Consider the following 3579-nt stretch of genomic DNA (forward strand, 5'->3'; position numbering starts at 1 on the left):
AGGATGTCAACCCCAATGCAGCTACAGGAAATTGCCCAAAAATTGGGGTGTGCCTACGAGGGGGATCCCACCCTGGAAATTCACAGCGTGGCCAGCCTGGCGGAGGCTCGCCCAGGGGAGCTGAGCTTTCTCAGCGAGGCCCGCTACCTACCTCTCTTGGAGCAAACCCAGGCCAGCGCCGTCATCGTGGAGGAAGGGCTGGCTTTGCCCTGTTCCATTGCCTGCTTGCGGGGCAGGGATCCCCGTCTGCTCTTTGCCCAGGCCATCGAGCTGTTTTACCAGCCCTACCGCCTACCGGTGGGGATCCATCCTACAGCGGTGGTGGATGCCAGCGTCCAACTGGGGGAAGGGGTGGCAATCGGGCCGCACGCGGTGGTGATGGAAGGGGTGAGGATCGGCGACCACACCCAAATTCATCCCAATGTCACGATTTATCCCCAGGTGCGGATTGGATCCCGGTGTCAGCTTTTCGCCAACTGCGTTATTCACGAGCGCACGGAGATTGGGGATGATTGCCTCATCCACAGCGGCGCTGTCATTGGCGACGACGGCTTTGGCCACATTCCCCTGGCGGATGGCTCCTGGCGGCGCATGCTCCAAGCGGGACGGGTGGTGCTGGAAGACAACGTGGAGGTAGGCAGCAACACCACCATCGACCGGGCCGCCGTTGGCGAGACCCGTATTGGCCGCGGCACCAAGATCGACAATCTGGTGCAAATTGGCCACGGCGTGCGCACCGGATCCCACTGCCTGATCGTGGCTCAGGTGGGCATTGCCGGCAGCACCCAGTTGGGCCACCACGTCATCTTGGCCGGGCAATGTGGCTTGGCCGGGCACCTGCACATTGGCGATGGCGTGCGTGTAGCCGCCCAGACAGGTGTAACCAGCGATATCCCTGCTGGTCAAACGGTGGCCGGCTACCCCCACCAACCCATTGCCGAATGGCGCAAGAGCATGGCCGTCCAGCGGCACTTGCCTGAGCTGCAACGTACCTTGCGCAAGCTGGAAGCTCGTGTGGCCAAGCTGGAACAGAACGAGGAATCATAAGAGACGGCAAAAGACGTGGATCCACATAAGTCTCCCGCCTTGTCCTGTCGGCCCTAGCTCTGCTCCAGCAACGACCGCAAAGTGTTCAGGTACTCGTTGATGTTGCGCCGGTTGCCGCCGAAATCATATTCCCCAACACGGCCTTCGGAAGTAATGTGTAGACGAGTATGGCCAGGATCCCCTTCTATTGGCGACAGCGAAACCGTTAGATCGTCCACGAACTTAAAAAAGTTGGTGCGGGAGATCCCCTTCACTTCCATCGCCTCAGCATCCACAGAGACCAGTTCCCCCCGCTTCCAAACTTGAAAGGCTTGCTCAGCCGCTTTTAACACCTGGTCTGGGCTAGCTGCAATCACAACTTCCTGTTGGGCGCGATTGTAGGGGGATCCACCCAGGGTGGCCGCTTGTAAGGTGGGGATCCCGCTTGCCAAGCCGAAAAGCAGCACCGCTATCACCACCAAAAGTTTCCAGAAAGACATGCGGACAAAAGGAGAAGTTTACATCTCTTATTATGCCTTTCAGTTAGTAGAACGCTCCTGTTATCACCCTGTCAGCCTGAAGCAGAGCACCTGCCGGCGGTTCTATCGATGGGTTAGCCTACAGCTAATTCACTTGCCCCGAGTGCAAAAATGCTGGCCCAAGAAAAACTCCAAGAGAAAGCCGAGGAAAAGATTACTCCCCTCACCCGCCAGCAACTGGCGGAGCTCATGCCCTCGGCCCAGGGGCTGCTCAGCGATGAACCCGAAATGGAACACTCCCTGCATGCCCTGCAGCTTTTGATTCTGGTCAGCTGCCTCGCCCGCCTCTGGCAAGACCGCAACGACTACTTCCTCGCCTGGAACCTCACCGTCTACTACAGCCGAGAGCAACTCAAAAATAAAGACTTCCGCGGGCCAGATCTGTTTTTGGTCAAAGGGGTAGAAAACCGCCCCCGCCCTTCTTGGGTGGTGTGGGAAGAAGGTGGCAAATACCCGGACTTGATCATCGAGCTGCTTTCGGAATCGACTGCCAAAGTGGATCGGGGTGAGAAGCGGGAGCTTTACGAAAGGATTTTCAGGACACCGGAGTACTTTTACTATTCTCCGGAGACGCAGGAGTTTATGGGTTTGCGACTGAGGGGGGAGAAGTACGAGGAGATTGAGCCAACGGAGCAGGGCTGGCGCTGGAGCGAGATGCTGGAGCTGTATCTGGGGATCCATAACCAACAACTGCGCTACTTTTTCCCCAATGGGGAGCTGGTGCCTACTCCTGAAGAAGCTGAGAGAATCGAGCGCCAACGTGCTGAGCAAGAGCGACAGCGAGCAGAGCGCCTGGCCCAGAAGCTGCGGGAGCTGGGGGTGGATCCCGATACCTTGTAAGGGTAAAGAGAGGAGAACTGGCAATGACTAACCCGAACCCAATTACTGAGGTGCTGGATCCGGTTTATCTACCCGAGTTGCCCCCCACCCAAGACGAGCTCCCCTACGACGACAGCGAACCTATGGAAAGCTGGCGGCACAGGTGCCAGATGGACTTGCTCATCTCCACTACCCAAACCTGGTTGCAGCAGCGCCCTGATGGCTTTGTCGGTGGCAATATGTTTCTCTACTACAGCTTGGAGCAGACCAGCGGCCGCAATTTCAAAGGGCCGGATTATTTTGTGGTGTTGGGCGTGCCTAAAGGCGAGCGCAAAAGCTGGGTGATTTGGGAGCAGGGCAAAGGGCCGGACGTGGTGATTGAGCTTCTTTCTCCCAGCACTGCCCAGGAGGATAAAACAAGCAAAAAGCAACTTTATGAGCAGATTATCCGGGTGCCGGAGTACTTTTGGTTTGACCCGTTTGATCCAGAAGACTGGGCAGGGTTTCGGCTGAGGGGCGACCGCTATGAGCCGATTCAAGAGGATGCCGAGGGTTGCTTGCCGAGCGAGGTTTTGGGATTGTGCCTAGTGAAGTGGGAGGGCAGGTTTCGGGACATCGAGGCCACCTGGATTCGCTGGGCCACTGCTGCTGGGGAACTGGTACCCACCGAGGCCGAACTGGAGCGGCAAAGGGCTGAGCAGGCCGAACAACGGGCAGGGCGCCTGGCCCGGAAGCTACAAGAGCTAGGGGTAGATCCAGACGCCCTGTAGACAGCCAAGTAACTCAAGACAACAGATGGATCCCTAGGAGGCCAACAGCAACACAGGTAGCTTTTGAATAGCAGGCCGTAATCCCTTGGGAAAGCGCTCCCGCTTCAAGGGATAGCGATAGTTGAGTTGGGGAATAAGTCTCTCCCATTGATAGGGGTTCAAGCCAGCTACCACTGAACAGAACGGCTCTCTACTGAGCTCTAACCCCTCTTCCATGAGCCTGAGAGCTATGTTGCCTGCAGCTATCTCCAGAGTTTGATTGGCCAGTTGCGGATCCGGATCCCCTAGGAAGATCAGAGCATAGTCTTCTGGCTGAGGACTGCGCAGAATTGGCTCCAGCAAGCCCTCCAGTTCTTGGATAAGCTGCTCTGTCTCCATTTCCCAGTAGGGGAAAAGGCCCACGTTGATCTTGCTCAGGCGGATCC

At 57.3% G+C, this 3579-nt stretch carries 4 protein-coding genes and 1 pseudogene; 3 read left to right on the forward strand and 2 right to left on the reverse strand.

The genetic code is table 11. The features are described from left to right. Nucleotides 1-15 precede the first annotated feature (15 nt). Complete coding sequence (gene lpxD, locus NW820_RS11005) at nt 16-1047, forward strand: UDP-3-O-(3-hydroxymyristoyl)glucosamine N-acyltransferase (RefSeq protein WP_414329255.1); 1032 nt, start codon at nt 16-18, stop codon at nt 1045-1047. 53 nt (nt 1048-1100) lie between these two features. Here the strand turns inward: lpxD and NW820_RS11010 are convergent, their stop codons facing one another. After that, nucleotides 1101-1526: a DUF1499 domain-containing protein gene (locus tag NW820_RS11010; RefSeq protein ID WP_414342567.1), complete on the reverse strand. Its 426-nt coding sequence runs from the start codon at nt 1524-1526 to the stop codon at nt 1101-1103. A 192-nt stretch (nt 1527-1718) separates the two neighbouring features. On the opposite strand from NW820_RS11010, the gene NW820_RS11015 reads away from it, so the two are divergent. Together NW820_RS11015 and NW820_RS11020 are read left to right on the forward strand one after the other, a co-directional pair. Next, nucleotides 1719-2405, forward strand: coding sequence for a Uma2 family endonuclease (locus tag NW820_RS11015; protein WP_414342578.1), 687 nt, complete (start codon nt 1719-1721; stop codon nt 2403-2405). 23 nt (nt 2406-2428) lie between these two features. Then, on the forward strand, nt 2429-3154 hold the full coding sequence (locus NW820_RS11020) for a Uma2 family endonuclease (RefSeq protein ID WP_414342566.1): 726 nt from the start codon (nt 2429-2431) through the stop codon (nt 3152-3154). Nucleotides 3155-3187: 33 nt separating this feature from the next. Here the strand turns inward: NW820_RS11020 and NW820_RS11025 are convergent. Continuing rightward, nucleotides 3188-3579 (reverse strand): annotated as a pseudogene (locus NW820_RS11025) (macrocin O-methyltransferase); the annotation flags it as partial.

The sequence above is a fragment of the Synechococcus sp. R55.7 genome (assembly GCF_047461955.1).
Classification (GTDB): domain Bacteria; phylum Cyanobacteriota; class Cyanobacteriia; order Thermostichales; family Thermostichaceae; genus Thermostichus.

Excerpts from the sequence above, each read along its gene's own strand:
- lpxD (WP_414329255.1), top strand. The coding sequence starts at position 16 with ATGCAGCTACAGGAAATTGCCCAAAAATTGGGGTGTGCCTACGAGGGG.
- NW820_RS11010 (WP_414342567.1), bottom strand. The coding sequence starts at position 1,526 with ATGTCTTTCTGGAAACTTTTGGTGGTGATAGCGGTGCTGCTTTTCGGC.
- NW820_RS11020 (WP_414342566.1), top strand. The coding sequence starts at position 2,429 with ATGACTAACCCGAACCCAATTACTGAGGTGCTGGATCCGGTTTATCTA.